At 40.2% G+C, this 564-nt stretch carries 1 protein-coding gene; it reads right to left on the bottom strand.

The annotated features are described in order from the left end of the window. Positions 1–469 (bottom strand): CRISPR-associated endonuclease Cas1 (locus ACYVTD_RS15805; RefSeq protein WP_461248644.1); only part of this gene is annotated, 469 nt, incomplete at its 3' end. Positions 470–564: the final 95 nt, after the last annotated feature.

Here is a 564-nt window from a genome sequence, read left to right as displayed (position 1 = left end):
AAATCCTTGCACCACAGGCTTCTCTATTTTGCGGGTCCCCGGATTGAACTTGTCTGGCGTACACTCCAATTTGATTAGCTTTTTCCCGATTTTCAAAGAACTTAAGAACTTCACTTTGATGTTTAAGTTTTGCTATTACGATTGTCTGCCAAAGCCGCTTTTTTAGAGGCTGACTTGCCTGACTTTGTACGCGTATCCGTAAAGCAGATTCATAGTTAGCGTTTACAGGAAGTACCAATGCGGAAGGCATAGCTTTGGAATCGCAGAGGATTGTAACGGCTCCCCGTTCGGCGAGACTGACAAGCGCATCCTTGGTGCAGGTCGCCCCAAACGCTGAAATCATCAGGATTCCAATATCATCCAGCGGTACTTCGCCATAAAATTCATCACCTTGTTTTATGGTGATAAATCCACGATTTTTGGCAATAAAACGGCCGTTCTCACTTATATCAACAATTCTAGGTATCATTAATTATTAAGATCGGTAAATTGTTCTCCCGTCTACAGTAATTTTTACCAGTCTTATTTTATATTCATTAAATAAGGTATTTATGGATTTAAAAT

The sequence above is a fragment of the Treponema sp. R6D11 genome (assembly GCF_054786075.1).
This window is presented reverse-complemented; position numbering and strand designations above follow the sequence as displayed.